Source organism: Nocardia beijingensis NBRC 16342 (assembly GCF_001612785.1).
GTDB lineage: Bacteria > Actinomycetota > Actinomycetes > Mycobacteriales > Mycobacteriaceae > Nocardia > Nocardia beijingensis.
Map to the genome: position 1 here is coordinate 23,753 of NZ_BDBC01000031.1, position 23,637 is coordinate 47,389.

Genomic DNA, 23,637 nt, shown 5'->3' on the forward strand with positions numbered 1-23,637 from the left:
TAACTCGCGCTGATGCCGGATTCGCCTCCTCCGTGTCCGTTGTTGCCAGACGTGGGCAGTGCTACCCGCCCGGAGAACCACTGTGAGTGCCTACGCTGCCCCCAAGCGGTCTGTGAACGAGACGCGAAGTGCTCGAGACCTTTCCGGACCGGCCCACGAAAGCCCTGGCGGCAACCAGGAGAAAGAGAGTGCGAAGTGAACTTCCTGTCGATTCTGTCGCTGCTGCTCAGCGCCGGAAGCAGCATACTGTCCCTCGGCAGCAGCGGGCTCTGACGGGTTGATGGGGTGGCACCGCGCACCGGGGCCACCCCATCAGTGTTTCGCTCCGACACTCGCATAACTGCCTCACCCTCCCGCCGGTCCCGCGATATCAACGGTCATGCCCGCTCCGCGCATTCGCTCGATGAGCACGTCACCCATCGCCGTCGCGGGAGTGAGGACTCCAGCGACGGGGCGCAACCGCGCATGGTCGAAGGCCAGGCACAGCCCGCTTTCGGCGAGCATCACCGCCGTCGCCTGATATCCCGGGTCGCCGTGCCCGGCGAAGGTCGCCACGTAATCCGCGCCCGAGGAGGTGTGGGCGTAGGTCGTCATACGGAACCATCCATCGGCCCGCGTCTTTTCATCCGGTCCGGTGCCGGGTTCGGGCAGCGCGCGATCGAGCAGTCTGCGTCCGGGCGACGACTTGGAAAGCAGCGCGACCGCACCCATTCCGGCGATGACACCAGCGGTCACCGTGGCCGCGATCAGCGGGGCCGCGCGCGAGGATCCCGCGTCCATGACCTCCCGGTAGCGGAAATCCTGGCCGTAGACCCACCCGAGCAACCCGTTGCTGCGCCGTACGATTTTCGTGTTGTGCGGCGCCATCACGAAGGTGCCCACCCACCCGTTCAGGCTCGGTTCGATGCTGTTCGCGCGCCGGAGCGCCAGGTCGGACTGAGGGCCCACCTTCGGCTCCCTCGATCTGTTCGGACTCAGCGAATAGGGGTCCGATATCACTGCCCGTAGCGCGCGGTCCGCGGCGATGGCCTCCCACATGGCGCGAGCGGAATCGATCGTGCTGCCGCCGACACCGCCTTTCACGGTCGCGACCAAGGTCGTATCCTCGAGTCCCCCGGCATCGTCGGCGACAACGGCCTGGTAGAGCCGGTAGACACTCAGATCCGACGGAATCGAATCGAACCCGCAGGAATGCACGATCTTCGCACCAGTACCGACTGCCAGGTCGTGGTATCGATCGATCGCGTTCCTGGTGAATATGGATTCCCCGGTGAGGTCGGCGTAATGGGTGCCGTGCTTCGCGCAAGCGGCCACCAGCGGTAGGCCATAGCGCTGATATGGGCCGACCGTGGTGATCACGACCGCGGTCCGTACGGCGAGGGTCTCGAGACCATCTCGATCCATCGCGTCGACCACTATCAGCTCCCAGCCCGCGGCGGCGGCTCCCAGCCTGGCGCGCAACGCGCTCAATTTCGCCTGTGAACGTCCGACGAGCGCGATTCGTGCGGATCCGGGCGCGACCTCCGCGAGGTATCGTGCGGTGGTCGCTCCCACGAAACCTGTCGCTCCGAAGAGCACGAGGTCGAATTCCCTGGTTTCGGGCATAGCCGTCCTGCTTTCGATATCGCACCGGGAGAGGTTCGGTGCTTAGTTGGACTCACGGTGTGGTGAGGGCGACGAGCGGTGGCATCCGAGTGGCGCGGAGACTCGTCGAGGCGGTCGCGGTCAAAGCGATCGAGAGACCCGCGCTGACGATGGCGGGATACATCCACCACGGGCCGGCCGGAATCGGCGAACCGGTCTTGGCGATGCTGTAGGGGACGATGGTGGCTGCCGCCGCGATGGTGCCGAGAACGATCGCGACGAGGGTCGCCGCGGTGCTTTCGACCGCCACCATGCCCAGCACTTGACGACGGGTCGAGGACGTCAGCCGGAGTAGGCCGAACTCCCTTCGGCGTTTCCAGGTCGCCGCGATCAGCGCGTTCACCACCGTGATCGAGCAGAATGCGATGATCATCGCTACGACAAGGTAATTCGCGGCCGCGAACTGTGGACCGATGTCATCCGGTGCGCGATCGGCGATGCTGTCCTCGGTGCTCTGCATGTAGAGCGTGCCGGTGGCGATGCCGATGAGCAGGGTCAGTGCACCGACGACCGTACTCGCGTCATCGGCGCGGGCAGCCAGATTACGCAGAGCCAGCCGAGCGAGACTGCTCGGGACCAGAACGGCGAGGCGGTCGAGCGGCGCGACGACCAGAGGACTCACCAATGCCGAGCCGATCGCGACACCGATGCATGCGGGTCCGGCGCCTGCGGCCAGCAGCGGCCCGTCCGCCATGCACAGCGTTCCGATCCCGGAGCCGAATCCCATCAGCAGGAACACTGCGCCGAGGATCGATTTCGCTCGGGTGACCGCGACCGCTTTGGCACCGGAGGCCTCGGCCAGCGCGAGCACCGATGGCACCATCGCCGCGCGACGGCCCGCCAGCGCCGCGGCGGCCAGCGTCGACAGCAACGAGACGGCCACGCTCACAGCGATCGTTCGTCCGTGCACGGCCGGCTGGATCTGCACGTCGACCACACCGAGCGCGACCATCCGATCGAGTAGAAACGCCCCGAGCCCGATTCCCGGCACTAGGCCGACGACCAACGCGGGCAACGCAATCGCGCTCGTCTCCACCAGCACCATGGCGCGCACTTGCCGGGGAACAGCGCCGATCGTCCTGATCAAGGCCAATTCGCGGGTGCGCTGCTGAACTACGAGCGTGACCGTGGAGGCGATGCCGAATGCCACTACCACGACGGTCCAGCCACCCATGATCGCCGCGAGAATCGCGAGCGATTCTCCCTGCGGTGCCGCGATTCCTGACTCGACCAGTGTCGCGAAGGCGGTCAGCAGCGCGCTTCCGGTTCCGATCACGCACGCCGACGCGATGTATGCGGAGCAGCGTGCTCGGACGGTACGCAAGGCGAACCGCCACATCATCGGACTCCTCCACGCCTGGTGGAGCGATCACCCAATCGGGCCATTCGTGCCGCCACCGTGTCCGCGCTCGGGCCGGGCAGTACGTCCACCACCCGCCCGTCGGCGAAGAAGACCACGGCATCGGCCACGGCCGCGGCGATCGGGTCATGGGTGACCATCACGATGGTGCGCCCCTCCCTGTCGACCGCCTCCCGCAACAGGCCGAGCACTTCCGCGGCGGCCCGGCTGTCCAGCGCACCGGTCGGCTCGTCGGCGAAGATTACGGCGGGGGCGCTCAGCAACGCGCGCGCTATCGCCACGCGTTGTTGCTGACCACCCGACAGCGCCGCGGGCCGACTTCCGGCATATCGCTCGAGGCCCAGCCGGGCCAGCACCGCCCGGACTCCGGCGTCCGGGACCGGCCGGGACGCGAACTCCAAGGGCAGTGTGACGTTCTGGGCCACGGTCAACGTCGGGACCAGGTTGTAGGACTGGAAGATGAAGCCGAAGCGATCACGGCGCAGGCGCGTCAACGCGTTCTCATCGAGCGTTGTCAGTTCGGTGCCCTCGACCGCGACCGAGCCGGACGTGGGCCGGTCCAATCCGGCCGCGCACTGCAGCAGGGTGCTCTTGCCCGAGCCGGACGGCCCCATGACCGCCGTGAAGGTGCGCCGCGGGAAGTCGATGCTCACTTCGTCGAGGACCCGGACTGCGGCAGGCCCGTCACCGTACACCTTCACCACCTGACGCAACTCGACGCAGTTTCGCGCCCGCGGCGCCTGCGGCACATTCCTTGAGTACACCGTACGAGTCATAAATGCATCGTACCGATGATGTCGCGACATTCCGCACCCGCCGGATAGATTGGCATCTACCTGCATGAATAGAAATAGCGCACAGCGTCGTCGGAGATCGACCCACCAGGGTAGACTTTCGTCACCGAGCAAGGATTCGTGACGAAAAGGGGCTGAGGATGCCGACCTGCCAGATCTGTGGCCGGGAACTGGCGGCCGCTGCACGCGGCAGACCAGCCAGATACTGCTCCCGAGCATGCAGGGCGCGGGCGTATCGCGAACGTGTAGCGGCGAAACAGCGACAAGACCCCGCGCCCACGGAGGCGGCAAGCGCCACCCTGTCCGTCGACCGCGTGGTGCGGGCGGCGATCGGCCTGGTCGACCGCGAAGGCGGCTCTCATCTCTCCATGCGCCACACCGCTGCCGAACTCGACGTGGGCGTGATGACTCTCTACCGCTACGTGTCGGGGAAGGAGGAACTCGGACGGCTCATGATCGACGCGGTGTTCGGCGATCATCCATTACCGGAACCGGGCCCACCGGGCTGGCGAGCGAAGCTGGAACTATCCGCATGGCAAGAATGGCAGATCTACCGCGAACATCCCTGGGTGCCGCAACTTTTCGCGTTGACCACCAGACCGCCGATCGCACCCCGGCTGATGGCCTACACCGACTGGCGCCTCCGCGCGGTCGACGACCTCGGCCTCGACTTCCCCACCATGGTCCGGATCGCGATCATGGTTTCCACTCACACCCAGAGCTCCGCGTACCCCCTGGCGCGCGAGCAATTCGCGACAAGCACTCGCGAGGAGTGGCTCGGCGCCCGCACCGGGAGAATCCAGGAAGCGTTCGCCTCGGGTGAGCTTCCGATGATCGCGCGCTTCGGGGCCGACGCCTTCGAAGCCTCTCAGCCGCAGAGCATTTTCGAATTCGGACTGCGGTGCCTGCTCGACGGTGTCGACAACATACTCTCCGCTCGCGGCGCACAGCGCTGAACAAGGAAGTGCCACTGACCAACGACAATCATGCGGGGACAATCGAATCCGTCCCGATTCAGGTCCCGATCCGCAACGGTGCCGAACGAGCACAAACGCCGGGCAGCCGTCGGCCATCCTGATCCAAGTGCGACGTGGTGGCTAGCGTCGAGTGCGCGAAAGGATGCTTCCGGTGGATGGCGGAATGGACTGGTCGGAGTGGAGCGTGTCGAATCCAAGTTGGTGCGTCACCCGGCTGCCGACTACGACACTGAGACGTAGCCGGATTGCCCGGAACGATCTGCGGCAAAGCCGGGCATCAGCGGTCACCGCCGCACAATCGATGCCTCCCGCGGCGGGATCGACCTTGGTCCGGCCGCACGGGGACCAAGGACTCTGCTAGCTGGACAACCCTCGCAGGCATGGTGATCAGGGGCGGCGGCATCCGCCCGGCCGCGGCCCGATTCACCGACTCGAAGGAATCCTCGTGAGCGATACGACATCCGGCCAGCCCTACCACGCCAAACCGGGAGAAAGCCTCGCCGATCCGTACAACATCCCCGGCATCGTGTTGTTCATCGTCGGAGTACTGGGCCTGGCATCCACCCTCACCATAGCCGGAGAAGGACTGACCGACTGGGTCGTTTTCGGCGCCATAGCCACCGTGTTGTGCTTCGTCTCGAGCGTCGCGGTGTTCTGGCTCGAGCATGAGCGCCTGCGTCGTCTCACTCGACGTCGTTCGCCGAGTGGGACGCAGCAGCATGCCCCCGCCTGACCGGTAGATACCACCATGTCGGCACAGGGGGCCCCACCACGCGAATGCGACCGGCACGGAATGCGATTCGCGTCGATCAGTCGAGCAGTCCGCCGAGACTGCGGCGAAAGGAAGCACACAATGAAGGTCGAAGACGTTCTCGCTTCGGCGAAGGATGCCATGGCAGTCGAGCGCGTCTACGCCGAGCCGGTCGAGCGAGACGGTACCACGGTGATCGCCGTCGCCGCCATGTCCGGCGGTGGCGGTGGTGGGAGCGGCAGCGACCAGGACGGTCCGGCGGGATCCGGCGTCGGATACGGTCTCAACGCAAGACCGGTCGGGGTGTACGTGTTGCGCGACGGCCGAGTGAGCTGGCGTCCGGCGACCGACGTCAACCGGCTGATGACCGTGGTCGGCGTCGTTGCTGTTACGGCATTGCTCGTGGGTGCGCGCATCGCTCGGATGAAGATGTAATTCGCTGAGAGGGTCGGCACGCCCCGGTTGTCCACAGGCAATCGGATGAACCGGGTTTCTTCCTCAACGCTCGATACTTCTCGGGACCATCGGCCCTGTCGGGCACGACGCTCGGTCTGCTGAGCTGAATGCGCGAAGACCGGACGGGAGGACACGACACATGCGATGGACCGTTCCCCTGTTGGTAGCGGGCGCGGCAGCGCTGGGACTGCGGCATCGGTTGTTGTGCTGGGGCGCCACCCCGGCAGAGGCGGCGGCCGAGTACCCCGGTGACACGCTCGTACCCGCTCCGACGGCCTGCTCGACGATGGCCACGACCTTCGAGGCGCCTCGGGAGGAGGTCTGGAGCTGGCTCGTCCAAATGGGCGCCGACCGCGCCGGCTGGTACAGCTGGGATCGTCTGGACAACGGCGGCCGACCGAGTTCGATGCGGATCGAACCGGAGTGGCAGGAACTGCGCGAGGGGGACCGGGTCGACGCGACGGTCGGCGGGCGCGCCTATTTCACCGTGGCGATCGCGGATCGCCCGACGACGTTGGTGCTGCGCAGCGACCTGGCGTTGCCCAGCGGCCGCCCCTTCGACCCACGCGGGCCACTCCCCCGGATGTTCACCCAGGGAGTGTGGGGTTTCCACCTGACCGAGCTGCCCGGCGGACGCACTCGCCTGGTGGTGCGCACCCTCGGGCGTGATGCGCCTCGGCCGATCATGGCGGTGGCCGACTTCCTGTTGGGTCAGCCCGCCCACCTGATCATGCAAACTCGGCAGTTCGCCAACCTCCGCCGCCGCCTCCGTGTCCAGGAGCGCAGCGCCGATCCATCGAATTCCGAAGGGCGACAAGCATGAACACGATGCCACCTGGAAACGATCCGCACCTGCTGGCGTCCGCGCCGGTGGTCGTCGGTGTCGACGGTTCCGAAGGTGGCGAGCTGGCCGTCCGCTGGGCCGCGCAGGTCGCGGCGCGGCGCGGCCGCACCCTGCACCTCGCCCACGGGCTGGACATGGCCGCACTGCGCTCGATGCCCGGCGGCCGTCTGGCGATGACGCCGTCGATCGTCGAAGCGGTGCGCAAACAGGCGATACAGATCATCTCCGACGCGCACCGGGTGGCTCGCGACATGGCACCCGACCTGGAGATCACCACCGAGATTTCCGAGGCGAGTCCGTCCGAGCTGCTGATCCACCTCTCCGGATCCGCTCGTCTCCTCGCACTCGGCGCGACCGGCACGGCGGGCGCCTTCGCCCACCTCGGCTCCACACTGCTCGCGGTCACCGGACATGGGCACGGCTCCATCGTCGTGGTCCGCGGCGCCGACACCGAATCGGGCCTCAGGAACGACGGCCCGGTAGTCGTCGGCATCGACGGCAGCCCGGTGAGCGAGGCCGCGATCGCCGCCGCGTTCGCCGAAGCCTCCGACCGCGGCGCCGAGCTGGTGGCCACGCATTCCTGGAGTGACTGGCACTTCGGCGAATTCGCGGGTGAAAAGCTCGGGGCAGACATGATGGGACCTGCTCTGGAGACCGCTGAAGACGCCATTCTGGCCGAACGACTCGCCGGGTGGCAGGAGAAGTATCCCAATGTGCGCGTCACCCGCAAGGTGTATCTGAGCGGGGCCGTCGATCGCCTCCAGTACTGGTCGAACAGTGCCCAGTTGATCGTCGTCGGCAACCGCGGCCGCGGCGGTTTCACCGGCCTGCTGCTCGGCTCGACCAGCAATTTCCTGGTCCAGCACGCGTATTGCCCGGTACTGGTCGCACATTCCGGATAGAACACCAGACAAGCGGTTCGTGTCGCGATGGCGCAGCTTCCTGCGCACAGGCTGCACCTGGTCCGGCTCCGGCCCGCAACGGATCAGAGTGTTCCCTCGACACCGCGATCTTCCGACCGCGTGCTCGGCACAACTCATCGGCTCGCCGAAGGGAAGTCAGGACACATGAGAAGAACAGCATTTGCCGCGACCTGCGCATCGGCCCTCGCCGTTGCCTACGGCGCCCGCTGGTGCGTCAGGTCCTCGACCTGGGGTGCCGCCGCCGACGAGATCGCGCGGACCATGCCCGGCGACGAGTTGCTCGCCGACGCCGACATCGTCACGACGCGGGCGATCACGATCGACACCGGTGCCGACGCCATCTGGCCGTGGCTGGTTCAGCTGGGGCCAGGCCGAGGCGGCGCATACACCTACGACTGGATCGAAAACCTGCTCGGCCTCGACATGCACAGTGCCGACCAGATTCTGCCGCAGTTCCAGAAGCTGAAGGTCGGCGATGGCTTCGCGCTCGGGAAGTCGGGCCCGCGCATGCGCGCCGCGACCGTCGAACGCGAGCGCGCCCTGGTCTTCGCCTCCGACGACGGCCACTGGGTCTGGGCATTCGGGCTGTATCCGGCAGGGAAATCCACCCGGCTGGTGAGCCGCAACCGCATCGGACTCACCGGTGCCTCGGACCTCACCCGCCGGTTCTACCGCTATGTGATGGAATCGGCGAGCCTGGTGATGGAACGCAAGATGCTGTACGGCATCAAACGCCGCGCCGAACAGCCGGCATTCCGACCCGGTGTGGCCACCGGACCCGTTCGCCGTCCGATCACTCCTCGCCGTCGTGTCAGTCGTTCGGCGCGGGATTGATTTTGTCGCCGTCCCAGCTCAGATCCGAATTCTCGGTGATCTCGAATGCCTCGAAACGGTCGTCGGCCACAACCGCGTCGATCAGAGCCCGTGAGCCGGCGACGATCGTGGAGTCGAAGTCGATTTCCGTGGCCACTACCCACGCGTGGTCGGCGGGCCAGAGCAGCTGGGGCGTCACTCCGGGGAAGTCGCTGGTCCATCCCAGGCCCGCCGCATGCACCCAGCTGGGGTCGGCGAGTTCGGACAGGCCGGTGTCGAAAAGCATGAAGTCGCGTCCCGGCCACCGCAGGAAAGGCCCTGCCTCGACCGCCTGTCTGACCTGAGGCGTGACAGAGGCAGCCAGCTCGGCGTCGATTCGAGCTCGCTCGCGCTCGATGTCCTGCGGATCGCCGTCGGTGGAGGCGATGAACACCGCACCCGAGGAGGTGTTCAGCTCACCGAATCCATTCCACACTCCGGCCGTCACCTCTTCCGGTGTCTCGGTGGCCGCACGGAGGTGACCGGTGAGCGCGGCCAGCAGGGATGGGTCGAACCACCCCTCGACGGTCTGGCCGACTTTCCAACCGTCGTCGAACGACATCGCCGCTTCGTCCTCACCGTCGGTGAGGTTGCGCCACTGCACCAGCGGATGGATCACTCTGCCGTTGCGCACGGCGACCTCGGCCCACGGCCACATCGCCTCCTCCACGACCTCGGGATTGCCCCACTCGTCGGTGACCGTGACGTCGCGGCGGGTCGCCTCGACCGGGTGCAGGATCCGCGCATAAGCCTCGAATCCGGTACCAGCGACGCTGCCGACTCCGTGTTCGCCGACGCGCGCCAGCAGCCACCCACCACGCTCGACATCCGCTGTGAACTTCACCCAGCCAGCCTAGTGAGCCACGCGCGTCGAGCGGCTCTGTCTCCGGCGGCTGCTGTAGCCGTTCGAGGGCCGACCGCGCGGGACCGGATCGCCGCGGTGCGTGAGCTGCTCGGCGCACTGGCGCGTCGCTGGTGCACCGCCATCAGCGGGAAGCGAGCGAAGCCTGCGGTATTCTCGCCGCAACCCGAAATGCCAACGGCCGGTTGGCGTTCGGTGGCTCTCTGATTCGTCTCTGTTGTGTCCTGCTCTTTCCCGGGGAGGTCGTCGTGCGTGTCGGACGGTTGGTAACGGTCATTGCCGCGGTGCTGCTCGCCGCGCTCATCTCCGGCGGAGGCCCAGCCGCCGGGCAGGGCGATCTCACCCAGGCCGGGCTCACCGCGCACAACAAGTTCCGGGCCCGGCACGGTGCCCCAGCCATGACTTCGGACCAGACCTTGGTCGGACTGGCGCAGAAATGCGCGCAGTATTACGCCGACAAGGGCACGATCGATCACAGCTGCCCCTACAAGAACGGGGCCGGGGAGAACCTCTGGCTGGCAACGGCGGGCTTCGCCGACGCCGTGCGTAGTGTCGAGACGGCCACACAGATGTGGTACGACGAGGCCAAGGACTACGACTACAACGATCCCGGATTCAGCACCGCGACCGGACATTTCACGCAGGTGGTGTGGAAGGCGAGCACGCAACTCGGCATCGGGTTCGCCGCCGCGGGCAACAGCGTCGTCGTTGCCCTCTACAACCCGCCCGGCAACGTACAGGGGCAGTTCTCCCAGAACGTGACGCGCCCACGCTGACCCCCGCGGCAGCGGATCGATATGCCCCCTCGCGGCGGCAGGCCGTTGCAGGCTGTCCCTGGTGCGAATATTTCAAACCCTCGATGTGCCAACACTTTTCATACGGCAATGGTGAAATGCTGTTGATCGGCTGTGTTGTGGATGAGCGATGTACCCGAGTTCAGGAGCGCGCGTGCCCAGTGAAATCGATTCTGCCGTCTTCCCGCATTTGGACGCCGACCTCGACCGCGTCCGAGCTGTCCTCGGCCCTATCCGGTTCGATGGCAGACCCGAACTGACCGCGCTCACCGACGAGAGTGCGGAGAGCACCCGTCGTCTGGTTCGTCCTACTTTGACCTTGTTGTCGTACTATCTGCTCACCGATCCGGCAGCCCCGGCCGATGACCGTGCCGTGCGTGCCGCTGCGGCGGTCGAGCTGCTGCATCTGGGATCGCTGTACCACGACGACGTCATCGATCATGCTCACCAGCGCCGGGGTCGCCCCAGCACCAACGCCGTCTGGGGTTCGCATCTGGCGGTACTGGCCGGTGATTGTGTGACGACCTCGGCCACGCGCTTGCTCGCCGAACTCGGTCTGCGCGAAGTTCTCGCGGCCACCATCGCGGGCGAGCAGATGTGCGCCGGCATGGTGATCGAGGCTGCGGATCAATACGCGGCATCCCGCAGCGAACAGGCCTACCTGGACTCGATCGACGGCAAGACCGCGGCGATCCTGTCGCTGGCATGCCGTGTCGGCGCCATGCAGGCGGGGCGAACCGAGGATGACGAAGAGGCTCTGGCATCGTTCGGTCGACACTTCGGACTGGCCTACCAGCTGTACGACGACATCCTCGACCTCACCTCCACCGCCGGAGAAATGGGCAAGCCCGTCAACGCGGACCTGCCCGAGGGCATCTACACATTGCCGGTGATTCGTGCGGCTGCCGTCGACCGGAACCTCGCCCGTCTGCTCCGCAGAGCGATGACCGCCGAGGAAGCCGCCCGTGCCCGGGAGCTCGTCCTCGCCTCCGGCGCCGTGACCGAGGCGCACGCGCTGGCCGACGAATTCATGGACCAGGCCGCCGGTCGGCTCGCCGCCGTGGCTGTCGACCCTCGCGCCCGCCACGAGATGATCGCCTATGCCCGATCCATACTCGACCGCAGAACACCAGGTGCCGCTGTCGCCGAGCAGTCGACGCGGCCGCAGGCCGACGGGGAGGTGTTCGCGCCATCGGTCACGAGCTGGCTGCGAAATTGGATGGCCGACAGTGGATTGATCGCCTCTGCGGAGGAGTTCGATCGTCACCACCGGTGGGCAGGGGCGTTCCGGTTACCGATGCGTGTCGTGGCGGCGGTGGACACGCCCCGAGAACAGGCTTTCGTCGGGATGGCCGCACTGGCCGTGGTGTGGGATGACATGTTCGAGGATCCCCGCTTGAGGGATCGCGAAGCTGTCACCGCGCTGCGGCGGGGACTGGTGGCCGTGCTGCGCCAGGACCCGCAGGCGCCGCGTTCCGGCGCGATCGCGACTGCGTGGGCGAGCGTGTGGCCGCGCCTGCGCGAGGGCCGCACCATCGGCTGGCAGGAGCGGTTCCTCGACAGCGTAGAAGACTGGTTCGAAGCCTGCGAACGCGAAGCGCACCATCGCATCGACGGCTACATCCCCACCACGGCCGATTACCTGCCGCTGCGGAAATCGACCTTCGGAGCCGATATCTTCCTCGCCTGCACGGAGGTTTACTACGACCTCGAACTGCCGTCGACGCTGCGTCGCCACCCGGTGTTCCGCCGTTTCGAGGAACTGCTCTTCGCGGTGACCGCTGCGGAGAACGATCTGGCGGGCCTGGACCAGGACGAGGCCGACCACACTCCCTACAACCTGGTTCGCGCGATCTGCCACGAGACCGGATGCGGCCGTGACGAAGCCGTCGAGCAGGTGCGACACCAGGTGGCCGAGAAGCGTACCCAGATCGACGCGATCATCCACTATATCCCGCCGCTGCTCCGCATGACCCCGGGTCTGTCCGGCCGACGGAGAGAGTACCTGGCGATCTTCGAGAACAGTAAGGACCTGGCGTTGCGGCTGCATCAGGCCGATCGGTACACCCCGACCACGTCTACCGGGACTCCGGACTTGGAACGCTTGCGTCGTCAGCTCTACTACTACCCGGCCACCGACCCGGCGCGTACCGGAGTGTAAGTCCGGCACTGCCCGGCGAAGCCGGTGATCCCGCACGGCGCATCGAACGGTGGTGTCGTGCGGGGCAACCGGTCATTGCTTCGCCGGTTGTCCCGGCATGCCGATCGGTGTCGTGGCGCCGAGGGCCGAACGGGTGCGCAGATGAAAAGCGACCAACCCGGCCAGGACACTCGCGGTGAACCAGCCCAGCTGTACAACCAACCCCGTGAACAGTGTGGCGTCGGAGAAGCCGGCCGCGGTCGCAGCCTGCATGGCGCCATAGGAAGGCAGCCACCGCACGACATCGCTGTCCGCCCCGATACTGGCGACGGGGTTCTGCACGACCATGTCGAAGCAGCTGATCATCGCGATCGCGAACATACCCTCCACCTCTCGGCGCAGCAGCGTGCCGAACACCACACCCAGCGCCCCGTAAGTCATCGCGTCGCAGAACAGCGCCACGGCCAGCACGATCGGCTGGTGCGGCGACCAAGACAAGCAGATCGCCATGGTGGCGTATGCACTGACCACGAACGAAGCCACCACCAAGCACGCGATTTTCGCCGAACCCAAAGCGACCCGGGGATACCCGGCCATACACAATCGCCGGTCGAACGCCCCGCTGCTGAAGGTCGCCGCGAACATCATGAACCCGATGATCAGACAGACAGCGGTCAGGGCACCCGAGATCTGCGCCAGCTCATTGCCTTTGGCCTGGAGGACCACACCGGTGTCCCGAAGCCGGAACGGTACCCGCGTATCGGTGATGATCAGACCCGCCAGTGTGACGAACACGGGGATGAAGACAGCGACCAGCAGCATGGCGAACCGGTTGCGAGCATGCTCCACCAGGCCGTAGCGGGTGGCTGTCACGAACAGCCGCACGTTCTGGTTCCTTCGACCCATTACTCCCTGCCCTGTAGGACACCGTCGTGTAACCGCCACACCTGATCCAGCCGATCGGTGTCGTAAGCCAGATGCGACACGACCAGAACCGCGCCACCGGAGTCACGGAACTGCGCGACCAGATCCCAGAAACGCAGATACGTTTCCCAGTCGAAGCCCTGATACGGCTCGTCCAGGAGCAGGACCTGTGGGTCGTGCATCACCGCCAGCGTCAGGTTGAGCTTCTGCCGGGTACCGCCGCTCAACGTCGCGACCCGCTCATCGGCGTATTCGGCGAAACGCAGAATCTCCATGGTTTGCTCGGCTCGCCGCAGGTCCGGCACGGAATAAGCTGCGGCGAAGAGATTCAGGTGCTGACGAACGGTGAACGCGTCGTTCAAGACGACCCGCTGCGGGCAGTACCCGAACCGCCCCCGATGGCGGACCACACCCCGATCCGGTCGCAGCTCTCCCGAGAGAACCTTCAACAGTGTCGACTTGCCCGTCCCGTTCTCACCGACAACGCCGGCCACCATCCTCGGTGACAGGGCGAAATCGACGCCACGCAGCACCGACCGCCTGCCGTATGAGTGGTGGACGCCCACTACTTCCATCAACACCGCCCCGCCGATGTAGTCGCCCCACCGATGCTCGAATACTACCCGCAATTCACGAACCATTTTGCCGGAAAGGCGAATTCGCAAGTCCGCAGCGTTCACGCCCCGGCGCGTGACGCCGGTTCTGGACGGCCAGCACCCCTATCGACGTGGGCCGTCGATCTCGACACGCACCTGCCGCGACCGCACCTCCGCAAATGTCTGTGCGGCGCGTTCGTGGCGAGTGACCGAGCAGGGTTCGGGTCCACGCCCTACCAGATCGACTGGGCGTCGGCCGATGAGCTCCTGTGCAGGAGCAGCAGGATGCGGGGAATTCCTCGCCCGTTCGTATTCTTCGCGCGATGATCGTTGGTGCAACGCGTGCTGGTCCCGTGTGCGTACACCAACGCTCGATGATGATCATGTCCGGAGGGAGGGAAATGTTCATTCGGCGGATGATGATCGTGGGTGCGGTGACAGTCGCGATCTCGGCATGCGCCACGTCGATACCCGACCCGGAAGCGGTCACTGCGACGACAACCCAGCTGCCGTCCGGAACCGATACCCCGCCAGACGAGAACGCGCCGGGAAGGCCGGGAAAGACCGATGCGGGCAAGGCGGCGGGTGCGCCGTTTCGCATCCCGGCCTTCACCGAACTCCAGGGGGCACCGATCGTCGAAGTCAAGGACTTGGCCGTGCGTCGCATAGCCGCGGCGTGCGGTGGCTGCGCCAGCGTTGCCATCGCGCAGGACAAGGCCGACACCGAGCGCAGCGTTTGCCAATACTCCGGATTTCGCGGTGCGAAGCAGGATTCGACCCCGACCGAACAGTCGGCGAACGGGTCGCTGATCCTGACGTCCGGCTCGACGCTGACCCTTCTCACCGGGACACTGCCCCCGCGGAGATCGCCGTGCGGCACAACAGGCTTCGAACCGGAGACCGGCTCCACCACCGAGGCGGCTCCCCATACCGGAACCAACTCGACCACCCGAACACAAACGCCCACCGAGACGGTGACGAGCAAGCCACGTGCCACCACCACCAGATGAGCAGGCACCGACACCCGCGGCGGGGTCGGCGTTCGACGGATTCGGCCACGTCGCGCGATCCATCGGGCAATTGATCGCCCCGACAACGCTGCTGACCGCCGTCCTGTTCTATTTCGGCTGGGCACACGTCTACTGGTATTTCAACTACTTCGGTGTCGACTCGACCACGCTGAATCCGAGCATCCGCGAGTACTTGATGCGCACCGTCGACGCCCTGTTCGTGCCCTTGACGCTCGCCGGTCTCACCGGCATGGCGGTGCTGTGGGGATATATCGCGCTGCCGGATTCGGTGCGTGCGCGTCGACCGGGGCGGTGGGCCACCCTCGTCCTCGCGCTGATCGCCGGAGCGGTCCTGGTCAATGGTCTCTCCCGCATCTATGTGGTGACTCCGCTCAACAAAGGATTGTGCGTGGCACCGGTCTCGATCATCGCTGGTGTACTGACGTTCTGGCTGCTGGTCGTGCTGCGGCGCGAACGTCTGCGGGAAAGCAGGCCCAGCACCGCGCCGCCACCGGCGCAGGCGGTAGCGGTCGTGGAGTGGGTGATCCTGTTTCTCATGGTCGGCATCAACTTGTTCTGGATCGCCACCGATTACTCGGTCGCGGTCGGTCAGACCCGGGCGCGGGAATGGGCCGCGCAACTGCCCACCAGTCCGCAGGTCATCATCTACAGCGAAAAAGAACTGCACTTTTCCGGCCCCGATGTCCGCACGACGACCTGCGCCACCGATCCTGGTACCGAATCCGCCTACCGGTTCCGTTACGACGGGTTGGCGCCACTGAGCCGCATCGGTGACCACTACGTCCTGGTCCCCCGGAGCTGGAGGGCAGGGCACGGCGCGGCCATAGTGCTGCCCGCGCAGAGTCCGGGCGCGATCCGGTTCGAGTTCCGGTTGGCGGGCGACACGGTGCCCGCCACCTGCTGAGGCGGCGACCACACGCAAGGTCACCGCGAATATCAGCCTCACCCCCGACGGGCGCTACAACGGCCCCGGCGGCCCCGGCAATGTCGGCGCGATCGTCCCCTACGGCAGCACCGAGGTCGCGCGCAACTACCTCACCCGCATCTGGGAGAACGCGCACCCTCTCGCGGCCCCTGATCAGAACGGGGTGTCCGCACCCGCAGGGGCCGGTACCCGGTAGGGCCTAGCTGGGCGAGTTCGGCACCGATTTCGGCGGCCTCGCCATCGCAGAAGTCTGCCTCGCTCGACCTCTTGCGCGTCAGTCCTGCAGCCAGTGCAGCTCGTGCGCCAGGGTTTTGGCGACGGCGCGGATGCGGCGGTGTAGCGGCGACTGTTCGCGCGGGAGCACCAGGTGGATCGTCAGGCTGGGCGCGCCCCGCAGCGGTCGCCACGTGAGACCAGCCGGTTGTGTCGTAGCCGCGACCTCACCGGCCGGAGCGAGGGTGAGCCCGTCGCGTAGGTCGCGCTGAGACATGTCGAAAGAGACTGCGGGTGTATGGAATCGGGGGCTCGGCCATATGCCGCGGAACAGTGCGGACAGCTGATCGTGGACCACGGGGTTGGCCGCACGGTCGGGCAGTCGTAGCGGATACGCGGCCGCATCGGCGATCTCGATCTCCGAGCGTTCGGCCAGCGGATGATGCTGCGCCAGCTGGACCCCGATGCGCATACGCCGCAGCAGGAACCGGCGCACGCCACGACCCGGCTGTTCACCGCGGGTGATCCCCGCATCAATGCGGCCGTCGGCGACCGCGGGAGAGATCTCCGGTGTCGCCATCGGGACCGCGCCGACCTCGAGTCCGGGGCTGCTGCGAATGAGCCTGTCCACCAGTGCCGGTGCCGTCCCGGCCCCGGCGCTGAGGCTGTATCCGATGCGCAGCGTGCCCAGTTCACCGGCCCCCGCGCTCCGGGCGGTGTCCCATGCCCGGTCCAGCGCCGCCAGCGCTGGCGGCGCGGACTCCGCCAAAGCCGCACCCGCCGTGGTCAATACGACGCTACGCGTGTTGCGGACCAGCAGTGCCGTACCGAGTTCTGCCTCCAATCGACGCATCCGGGCGCTGAGTGCGGGCTGTGCGATACCGATCCGTGCGGCGGCGCGGGTGAAGTTCAACTCCTGCGCCAGCACCAGGAAGTACCGCAGGCTCACCGTATCCGGCGCCACGAGCCCTCCCTGTCGATTGATAACGATCCGTTCTGAGTCTAGCGCGTACCGATCCTTCCCCCGACCGCACATCAAGCCCTAACCTGCGCATATGACGATTCCACCGACCGCAGGACGCGTCGCCGGGATCGATCGCTTCCAAGTCGGACGTGTCCGGCCGAACACAGGAGGTTTCCATGGCCAAGGGCTACTGGGTCAGTGTCTACCCCGCCATTTCCGACCTCGACAGGCTGACTGCCTACAACGAGCTGGCCCGTCCGGCTGTCCAGGCTGGGGGCGGGCGTGTCCTGTCCCGTGGCGGTCGAGTCGTCGCCCACGAGGCCGGAATCACGCAACGCGTCGTTCTGATCGAGTTCGACAGCTTCGAACAGGCCGTCGCGTCATACGAGAGCGAGGCATACCAGCAGGCGCTGGTGGCCCTCCCCGACGGCGTCGCGCGCGACTTCCGCATCATCGAAGGCATCGACTGACCGGCGGGCCCAGCCATCGTGCCGTAGAACCGCTCCCTGTGGCAAACCGAAGACCGCGCCCGGCGCCGAGATCGCCCGCTACGACCTCAGCACGGAGGCTTCCCACACTGGGCAAGGTATCCCGGCTCGGGGGACATGGCGCTTCGAGCCGATCGGCGAGGCCATCCGCGCACAGCATCCTGTCGAGGCGCTCCCGCACATCACCCGATTCGCGTCGAGCGGATAACTCACCCGCAGCGGACACGACACTGGAACTCGGGCGAACACAACCGCGCTCGGTTCGCATTCATGGTCTTTCGGCCTCACTCGAGGTGACCATCAGCCACGCCGAGGGCCCCCGCACCGGTCGTACGCTTCGACGGTGCCCATCGGGTACGTCACGACCACGGTAGAGGGAGAGTTCCATGGGCCAGCAGCAATTCGACGATCCGCATCATATCGCCGCCGCCAAGGTCGTCGTCGGCGTGGACGGATCGGAGGGTTCGTGGACAGCCTTGCGGTGGGCGGCGGGATTCGCCGCTCAGCGCGGGCGCGAACTCGAGATCGTGCACGGACTGGACCTGGTCGGCACCAGCTGGGTGCTCGGGGGCTACGAAGTCCTGATGCCGTCGGTGGTCGACGCGGTCCGCGAGCACGGAAAGGAAATGCTCGCCCGCGCAGAGAAAGTGGCGCTATCGGTAGCGCCGGGCTTGCGGGTGTCCACCCGTACCTCCACCGACACCGGCAAGCAGCTGCTGATCGACCACAGCCGCGAGGCCTACGCGGTCGTGCTCGGGGCAACCGGCAACACCGGGACGGTGGCGCATCTGGGATCGACGCTGCTGGCGGTCACCGCGCACGCCAAGGGTGCGGTGATCGTCGTGCGCCCCGATTCCGGCACCCAGGATGAGGTCCACCGCACCGGCCCGGTGGTCCTCGGCGTGGACGGCAGCCCGGTTGGTGAATCCGCCATCGCGGCTGCTTTCGCGGAGGCTGCCGCGCGTGAAGCGGAGTTGGTCGCCGTACACGTCTGGAGCGACTGGGATGCCAGCCGCTTCGCCGGCCAGCCGGGCCGGCTCGACGCCGTACGCGAGGACGTCGAGCGTGCGGTCCTCGCCGAGCGGCTGGCGGGCTGGCAGGAGAAGTACCCCAGCGTGCGCGTGACCCGCGAGGTGGAGATGGCCGCCCCCGGTGCACATCTGCTGTCGCGGTCGAAAGATGCGCAGTTGCTCGTCGTTGGCAGCCGCGGACGCGGTGGTTTCGCCGGCATGCTCCTCGGCTCCACAGCCAACGACCTCGTGCAACACGCCTCCTGCCCCGTCATGGTCGTCCACCCCGCGCCGGGAAGCGACTGACGAGAAGCGGCGGTTCCGTGCGATCACCTTCGCCGACCTCGGCTCCCGGCTTTCGACGCAACAGCTGCGATCAGGGCCGACTCGATGACGTGATCGGGATCCGTCCGGAGGGGCTACAGACATGAGCGGTGCTGCGCACGAAGCCGGTGACCAGATGCGGGCGGTGGACGCTTCTGCTACACGGTCACCGGATTCGCCGACAGATGGTCGGCCGGTACCGGATTCGGGGGACAGCGGCAGCGCAATCCCCGCCGCACGGAAAGACCCCGTCCGGGGTGTGGCCGGACGGGGTCGGGTGTCCCCCAACGAACGAGACGTCGGGTTCTTCGCCGCTATCTACTTCGCCTGCACAGGAGGCTGGTTGATAGTGGTGAAGTACTGGATGGCGGCGCCGATCGCCACCGGGGCGGTGACCAGGATCTGGCCCGCGATGGTGCCCAGCGCGCCGACGGCGATGATGCCGCCGAGGCAGCCGATGGCCGCGGCTGGGATGAACGCGCCGAACAGGCCGACGATGGCGGCCGAAGCGACGGTGGCACCCGCGATGCCGCCGAGGACGCAGCCGACGGCGCCGCCGCCGATGCCGCCGATCAGGGTGCCGAGGGTGGCGCCCATGGTGATGGTGCTGGTCATGCGAGACCAGGCGGCCTGCTCGCGGTCGTATTCGTTCTTCCAGGGCGCCTTGTCCTCGAACGGCAGGGCGACCGGTTTGTAGGCCGCGTGCGCCAGGTCGAACTGCGGGGTCAGGGTGGCGGTGTGGTCGGCGATGTCGGCCACGATCGGGAACTCGAAGTCATCGACCCGGAACTTCAGCGGCATGCCGGTGAGCACGGCGCCGTTGGCGGCCTTGATCTTGAACAGCCCGTCCTCGACGACCATGGAACCGGCATCGGTCGTGACGATGGACTGGGTGTCGGTGGCGTAGGCGGTGAAGTCGACGGCGTCGTCGCTACCGGGCTGCGCACCGGCCGAGCCGGCGGCGATCCCGACTGCGGCGACCAGACCAGCGGCCACCGCAACGATTTTCCTCATCCTCGGTTGTTTCCTCTCGGTTTTCTCACAGGAAGCGGTCACGCCGAGCGCGCCGCACACCCGCCGCGGCCGCGGCGGGCAGGTCACAGGTCGAGGACGAGCGGGCCGGACCTGGCCCGCGAGACGCACAGCATCATCGTGTCGCCGCGCGCCCGCTCCTCGTCGGTCAGCAGTTCGTCCCGGTGCTCGATGTCGCCGGACAACACCGCGGTCTCGCAGCTGCCGCAAGTGCCTTCGCGGCAGGAGGTGACGATGCCGATCCCGGCGGATTCCAGGACGTCGGCGATGGATTGGTTCGCCCCGATCCGAAAGGTCCTGCCGCTGGCCGCCAAACGCACCTCGAACGGTTCGTTGGGCGCGAACCGCGCCTGCCGCGGCACGAAACGCTCCACATGCACCGGCACCCCGGCGCGCGCGCCTTCGGACTCCGCCGCCGCCAGCAACGGCTCCGGTCCGCAGCAGTACACGGGGGTGTCGCCGAGATCGGCGAAGATCTCCCGCAGCGGCAGCAAGCCGTGTTCGTCCTGCGGCAGCAGCTTTGCCAGCGGATAGCGCTCGGCGATGGCGTCGGCGAAGGCCATGTGTCCTCGGGTGCGGCCGCCGTAGTACAGCGACCATCGGGCGCCCGCGGCTTCCGCGGCGGCCACCATCGGCAGGATCGGCGTGATCCCGATGCCTCCGGCGAGGAAGACATAGCTGTCGCTGCCGACGAGCTCGAAGTTGTTGCGCGGCGCGGACACTCGCAGCACCGATCCGGGTTGCGCGGCACGGTGCAGGTAGGCCGATCCACCGCGCCCGCCCGGTTCGTGCAGCACCGCGATCCGCCAGCGTGCCCGGTCGGCCGGGTCGCCGCACAGCGAGTACTGCCGCACACCCGCCGCGCCGACCGCGACATCGATGTGGGCTCCCGGTGTCCACGACGGCAGTTCGCCGCCGTCTACCGGGACCAGGTCGAGCGCGAACACGCCCGCGGCCTCGTCGCGGCGGCGCCATACTCGCACCGCTGTGTCTGTCATATCCGTCCCCTAGCCCGGCAACGTCTCCGCGATCACCGTCGCCGAGATGCGCCGCCCACGCAGCGGACGAATGGGCAGTCGATTCGCGCAATCGACGTTGACTATCGCCCCCTCCCCCGCTCCGGCGCCGCGCCGAGACTGACGCCATGAGCACTGTCGCGCAATTGGTGGACAAGACCACCCACTTCATTCGGGACCACGTAGTTCCGGTGGAACGCGAGGTCGTGGTGGACGGGCGGGTGATGGACGACGCGCTGCGGCTCGAGCTGCAGAAGAAGGCCAAGGAGGCCGGCGTCTTCGGGCCGCTGTCGGATCCCCGGTACGGCGGCCTCGGCCTGGACACACGAGCCCAGGCGCAGGTGCTCGAAGCGGCCGGGGCCAGCTTGCTCGGCCCGATCGCGGTGAACGCGTGGGCGCCCGACGACGGCAACATCCACCTGCTCGCGCACGTCGCGAACGAAGAGCAGAAGCGGCGCTACCTAGCGCCGCTGGCGGCGGGCGAGGTCCGTTCCGCCATCGCGATGACCGAACCTGCCCCCGGAGCGGGATCCGATCCCGGAATGCTGCGGACCGTCGCCGAGGAGACCGATTCCGGCTGGGTGATCAACGGCGCGAAGCATTTCACCACGGGCGCGCAGGGCGCGGCGTTCACCATCTGCGTGGCGCGCACCGGCGACGGACCGACGATGTTCCTGGTCGACCAGGACAATCCCGGACTGCGGGTGGGTCGCAGGATGCCGACGCTCGACCACACCAGCGCGCCCGGCGGCCATTGCGAGGTGACCTTCGACAACTGCGAGGTGCCCGATTCCGCCGTACTGGGCCAGGTCGGCCAAGGCCTGGCGCTCGCGCAGGTCCGGCTGGCGCCCTCGCGGCTGGTGTTCAGCATGAACTGGCTCGGGCTCGCCGTGCGGGCGCACCAGCTGACCATCGAGCACATCGGCACGCGCACGTCGTTCGGCGCTCCGATCGCCGAGCACGGCATGGCCCAGGGGCTCATCGCGGACAACGAGATCGACATCGCCGCCGCGCGTGGCGTGATCCGCACCGCCGCCGAGACCATCGACGCGCAAGGACCGACCTCCTCGCAGGCGCGGCACGAGGCGTCGATCGCCAAGACGTTCGTCTCCGAGGCGGTATGGCGGGTGCTCGACCGGGCGGTCCAGCTGCACGGCGGGCTCGGCGTCTGCGAGGACCACCTCGTCGCTCGATTCCTGGTCGAAGCCAGGGCTTTTCGCATCTACGAAGGACCGTCGGAGGTCCTGCGCTGGTCCATCGCCCGCCGCGCACTGCGCACCAAACGCTGAAGGAGACGTCATGACCACGCGTGAGATCGCCGGTTTCGCGGCGGCCTACCCCGAACTCGACTGCGACGCCGTCGATTACGAATACCTGCGGGCGGTGTCGCAGGAGATGGTTCCGTTCGGCCGCCACGTCGGCACGCTGATCACCGAGATCGGGCCCGAACGCGCCGTCGTCGAGATCCCCGCCGTCGGCACGGTCGGCAACCACATGGGCACCGTGCACGCCGGGGCGCTGTTCACCGCCGCCGACATCGGCGGAGCGGCGGCGTTCGTCGGTGCCGCGGCCGCTCGCCTGCGCACCGTCGAGCGGCTGGTGCTGCGCGGCGGCAGCGCGTCCTACCGCAAGCCCGCGGTCGGCCGCATCCGCGCCATCGCAACCGTCGACCAGCGTGAACTCGCCGACGTGCTGGCCGCCACGGCCTCGAGCCGCTTCGAGTTGTCCGGTAAGGCGAGTCTGCTCGACGACGGCGATGTCGTCGTCGCGAAGTTCACCTTCGACTACGTCTGCGACGTCACCATCGCGGAGGACCAGCGATGACCACCGCGGCGCCGCAGAACCGTTCGGAGTTCACCACACTGGAATCGACCACGGTGCCGACCGCCGACGGCGTCACCTTCACCGTTCGCTTCCTGGCCTCGAAGAAGCCGGGCGCGCCCGTCGTGCTCATCCTGCCCGCCATGGCGATGAAGGCGAAGAACTACCTGTTCCTCGCGAAAGAACTGCACGCGCAGGGACTTTCTGTCGCGATGACCGACCTGCGGGCACACGGCGAAGCCGAGCCCGAATTCGGGTCGCACCGCGATTTCGGCTACCGCGAGATGATCGAGACCGATCTGCCCGCCATCGTCGACGCGGTGCGGGCGCGGTTCCCCGAGGCGCCGATCCATCTGTTCGGGCACAGTCTGGGCGGGCAGCTCGCCTTGCTGTTCACCGCGGCCGAGCCGGAGCGGATCGCGGGCGTCACCGTCATCGGCACCGGCACGGTCTTCTGGTGGGCGTTCGGGCCGCGCCGCTGGTGGGAGGCGCTGAGCCAGATCCAGTGGATCGGCCTGGTCTCCCGGTGGAAGGGCCACTGGCCCGGCGGTGTGCTCATCCCGGCCCCGATGCCGGGCGGCGTCATGCGTGACTGGTCGACGCACTCGCTGACCAGCTACTACCGGCCCAAGGGCAGCAAGCGCCGATACAACACCCTGCTGCGGGAGCTGACCGCGCCGGTGTTGGCGATCTCGTTGTCCGACGACGTGCTCGGCCCGAAGTCCAACGTCGACTTCCTGGTCTCCCGCATGCCGAAGGCCCGGGTGACCCGGTGGCACATCGACGAGAACGCGCCGGTGGTCAATCGCGACCACTTCCTGTGGATCAAGGACTCCCCCGCGATCGCGGCCCGGGTGGCGACCTGGATCGTCGCGGGCGAGCTGCCGGGCTGAGGG

Annotated in this window: 24 protein-coding genes; 15 read left to right on the forward strand and 9 right to left on the reverse strand. The window is 67.3% G+C overall.

Going from position 1 to position 23,637, the window contains the following annotated elements:
• Nucleotides 1-345: 345 nt before the first annotated feature.
• From NB3_RS18540 to NB3_RS18550, 3 genes are all read right to left on the reverse strand, one after another.
• Nucleotides 346-1,605 (reverse strand): saccharopine dehydrogenase family protein, encoded by a 1,260-nt coding sequence (locus tag NB3_RS18540; protein WP_067804708.1) that lies wholly within the window; start codon nt 1,603-1,605, stop codon nt 346-348.
• Between the two features lie 52 nt (nt 1,606-1,657).
• Entirely contained in the window at nt 1,658-2,920 is a 1,263-nt protein-coding gene (locus NB3_RS18545; protein ID WP_169810704.1) for an FtsX-like permease family protein, read from the reverse strand.
• A 62-nt stretch (nt 2,921-2,982) separates the two neighbouring features.
• Nucleotides 2,983-3,780: an ABC transporter ATP-binding protein gene (locus tag NB3_RS18550; protein ID WP_067804713.1), complete on the reverse strand. Its 798-nt coding sequence runs from the start codon at nt 3,778-3,780 to the stop codon at nt 2,983-2,985.
• A gap of 386 nt (nt 3,781-4,166) precedes the next feature.
• Between NB3_RS18550 and NB3_RS18555 the strand changes: the two genes are divergently transcribed.
• The 6 genes from NB3_RS18555 to NB3_RS18580 all read left to right on the forward strand — a co-directional run bounded on the left by NB3_RS18555 (nt 4,167) and on the right by NB3_RS18580 (nt 8,583).
• Nucleotides 4,167-4,754 (forward strand): TetR/AcrR family transcriptional regulator C-terminal domain-containing protein, encoded by a 588-nt coding sequence (locus tag NB3_RS18555; RefSeq protein WP_169810705.1) that lies wholly within the window; start codon nt 4,167-4,169, stop codon nt 4,752-4,754.
• A 466-nt stretch (nt 4,755-5,220) separates the two neighbouring features.
• Nucleotides 5,221-5,508: a hypothetical protein gene (locus tag NB3_RS18560; protein ID WP_067804718.1), complete on the forward strand. Its 288-nt coding sequence runs from the start codon at nt 5,221-5,223 to the stop codon at nt 5,506-5,508.
• 120 nt (nt 5,509-5,628) lie between these two features.
• Entirely contained in the window at nt 5,629-5,961 is a 333-nt protein-coding gene (locus tag NB3_RS18565) for a spore germination protein GerW family protein (RefSeq protein WP_067804721.1), read from the forward strand.
• Between the two features lie 160 nt (nt 5,962-6,121).
• Nucleotides 6,122-6,805, forward strand: coding sequence for a hypothetical protein (locus NB3_RS18570; protein ID WP_157111855.1), 684 nt, complete (start codon nt 6,122-6,124; stop codon nt 6,803-6,805).
• 5 nt (nt 6,806-6,810) lie between these two features.
• Complete coding sequence (locus NB3_RS18575; protein WP_307694988.1) at nt 6,811-7,728, forward strand: universal stress protein; 918 nt, start codon at nt 6,811-6,813, stop codon at nt 7,726-7,728.
• Nucleotides 7,729-8,025: 297 nt separating this feature from the next.
• Nucleotides 8,026-8,583, forward strand: a complete 558-nt coding sequence (locus NB3_RS18580; RefSeq protein WP_174553223.1) for an SRPBCC family protein — start codon at nt 8,026-8,028, stop codon at nt 8,581-8,583.
• Here the strand turns inward: NB3_RS18580 and NB3_RS18585 are convergent.
• Complete coding sequence (locus tag NB3_RS18585; protein WP_067804734.1) at nt 8,561-9,445, reverse strand: hypothetical protein; 885 nt, start codon at nt 9,443-9,445, stop codon at nt 8,561-8,563. The two genes, NB3_RS18580 and NB3_RS18585, sit on opposite strands and share 23 nt — an antisense overlap.
• 266 nt (nt 9,446-9,711) lie before the next feature.
• On the opposite strand from NB3_RS18585, the gene NB3_RS18590 reads away from it, so the two are divergent.
• Both NB3_RS18590 and NB3_RS18595 read left to right on the forward strand, forming a co-directional pair.
• On the forward strand, nt 9,712-10,239 hold the full coding sequence (locus NB3_RS18590; RefSeq protein WP_157111856.1) for a CAP family protein: 528 nt from the start codon (nt 9,712-9,714) through the stop codon (nt 10,237-10,239).
• Nucleotides 10,240-10,411: 172 nt separating this feature from the next.
• Nucleotides 10,412-12,418 (forward strand): polyprenyl synthetase family protein, encoded by a 2,007-nt coding sequence (locus NB3_RS18595; RefSeq protein WP_218020593.1) that lies wholly within the window; start codon nt 10,412-10,414, stop codon nt 12,416-12,418.
• 72 nt (nt 12,419-12,490) lie between these two features.
• Here the strand turns inward: NB3_RS18595 and NB3_RS18600 are convergent, their stop codons facing one another.
• Together NB3_RS18600 and NB3_RS18605 are read right to left on the reverse strand one after the other, a co-directional pair.
• A complete protein-coding gene (locus NB3_RS18600; RefSeq protein WP_157111857.1) occupies nt 12,491-13,282 on the reverse strand; it encodes an ABC transporter permease in 792 nt (263 codons plus the stop codon).
• 20 nt (nt 13,283-13,302) lie between these two features.
• The gene (locus tag NB3_RS18605; RefSeq protein WP_244891961.1) at nt 13,303-14,001 is read right to left on the reverse strand and encodes an ATP-binding cassette domain-containing protein; all 699 of its coding nucleotides are present in this window, start codon (nt 13,999-14,001) and stop codon (nt 13,303-13,305) included.
• A 185-nt stretch (nt 14,002-14,186) separates the two neighbouring features.
• Here NB3_RS18605 and NB3_RS18610 point away from each other — a divergent pair, with 185 nt between their 5' ends.
• Both NB3_RS18610 and NB3_RS18615 read left to right on the forward strand, forming a co-directional pair.
• Entirely contained in the window at nt 14,187-14,927 is a 741-nt protein-coding gene (locus NB3_RS18610; protein ID WP_157111858.1) for a hypothetical protein, read from the forward strand.
• Nucleotides 14,908-15,852: a hypothetical protein gene (locus tag NB3_RS18615; protein WP_157111859.1), complete on the forward strand. Its 945-nt coding sequence runs from the start codon at nt 14,908-14,910 to the stop codon at nt 15,850-15,852. Before NB3_RS18610 ends, NB3_RS18615 begins: the two co-directional genes overlap by 20 nt.
• Nucleotides 15,853-16,147: 295 nt before the next feature.
• Here the strand turns inward: NB3_RS18615 and NB3_RS18620 are convergent, their stop codons facing one another.
• Nucleotides 16,148-17,050: a LysR family transcriptional regulator gene (locus NB3_RS18620; protein ID WP_067804747.1), complete on the reverse strand. Its 903-nt coding sequence runs from the start codon at nt 17,048-17,050 to the stop codon at nt 16,148-16,150.
• A gap of 176 nt (nt 17,051-17,226) precedes the next feature.
• Here NB3_RS18620 and NB3_RS18625 point away from each other — a divergent pair, with 176 nt between their 5' ends.
• Entirely contained in the window at nt 17,227-17,520 is a 294-nt protein-coding gene (locus NB3_RS18625; RefSeq protein WP_067805154.1) for a DUF1330 domain-containing protein, read from the forward strand.
• 404 nt (nt 17,521-17,924) lie between these two features.
• Nucleotides 17,925-18,854 (forward strand): universal stress protein, encoded by a 930-nt coding sequence (locus NB3_RS18630; protein WP_067804750.1) that lies wholly within the window; start codon nt 17,925-17,927, stop codon nt 18,852-18,854.
• Nucleotides 18,855-19,190: 336 nt separating this feature from the next.
• Here the strand turns inward: NB3_RS18630 and NB3_RS18635 are convergent, their stop codons facing one another.
• Both NB3_RS18635 and NB3_RS18640 read right to left on the reverse strand, forming a co-directional pair.
• Nucleotides 19,191-19,886 carry a DUF8020 domain-containing protein gene (locus NB3_RS18635; RefSeq protein WP_067804753.1) on the reverse strand — a complete coding sequence of 232 codons (696 nt, stop codon included), beginning with the start codon at nt 19,884-19,886 and terminating at the stop codon, nt 19,191-19,193.
• 83 nt (nt 19,887-19,969) lie between these two features.
• A complete protein-coding gene (locus NB3_RS18640) occupies nt 19,970-20,902 on the reverse strand; it encodes a PDR/VanB family oxidoreductase (RefSeq protein ID WP_067804756.1) in 933 nt (310 codons plus the stop codon).
• A gap of 146 nt (nt 20,903-21,048) precedes the next feature.
• Between NB3_RS18640 and NB3_RS18645 the strand changes: the two genes are divergently transcribed.
• The 3 genes from NB3_RS18645 to NB3_RS18655 are packed head-to-tail and all read left to right on the forward strand — an operon-like array spanning nt 21,049 to nt 23,634.
• On the forward strand, nt 21,049-22,209 hold the full coding sequence (locus tag NB3_RS18645; RefSeq protein ID WP_067804759.1) for an acyl-CoA dehydrogenase family protein: 1,161 nt from the start codon (nt 21,049-21,051) through the stop codon (nt 22,207-22,209).
• Nucleotides 22,210-22,219: 10 nt separating this feature from the next.
• The gene (locus NB3_RS18650) at nt 22,220-22,744 is read left to right on the forward strand and encodes a YiiD C-terminal domain-containing protein (RefSeq protein WP_067804762.1); all 525 of its coding nucleotides are present in this window, start codon (nt 22,220-22,222) and stop codon (nt 22,742-22,744) included.
• Nucleotides 22,741-23,634 (forward strand): alpha/beta hydrolase family protein, encoded by an 894-nt coding sequence (locus tag NB3_RS18655; protein WP_067804765.1) that lies wholly within the window; start codon nt 22,741-22,743, stop codon nt 23,632-23,634. Before NB3_RS18650 ends, NB3_RS18655 begins: the two co-directional genes overlap by 4 nt.
• Nucleotides 23,635-23,637: the final 3 nt, after the last annotated feature.